This is a genomic window from Pseudomonas sp. PDM32 (assembly GCF_019219225.1).
Taxonomy (GTDB): domain Bacteria; phylum Pseudomonadota; class Gammaproteobacteria; order Pseudomonadales; family Pseudomonadaceae; genus Aquipseudomonas; species Aquipseudomonas laurylsulfatiphila.
Map to the genome: position 1 here is coordinate 1 of NZ_JAHUWE010000044.1, position 441 is coordinate 441.

The 441-nt window shown below is 61.7% G+C and carries 1 pseudogene; it reads left to right on the forward strand.

From position 1 onward, the window contains the following. Positions 1-434: pseudogene (gene adh / locus KW846_RS29715) on the forward strand (aldehyde dehydrogenase); the annotation flags it as partial. Between the last annotated feature and the right edge of the window lie 7 nt (positions 435-441).

The window sequence follows — 441 nt, forward strand, 5'->3', positions numbered from 1 at the left end:
GTGCCGAGTTGCTGACCGGCGGCAAGGTGGAAAAACTCGAGGGCAACCTGGCGAGCGGGTATTACATCCAGCCGACGCTGCTCAAGGGCACCAACAAGATGCGCGTGTTCCAGGAAGAAATCTTCGGCCCGGTGGTGAGCATCACCACCTTCAAGGACGAAGCCGAAGCCCTGGCCATCGCCAACGACACCGAGTTCGGCCTCGGCGCCGGCCTCTGGACCCGCGACATCAACCGCGCCTACCGCATGGGCCGCGCCATCAAGGCCGGTCGTGTATGGACCAACTGCTACCACCTGTACCCGGCGCACGCCGCCTTCGGCGGCTACAAGAAGTCCGGCGTCGGCCGTGAAACCCACAAGATGATGCTCGACCACTATCAGCAGACCAAAAACCTGCTGGTGAGCTACGACATCAATCCGTTGGGCTTCTTCTAAAACCCGG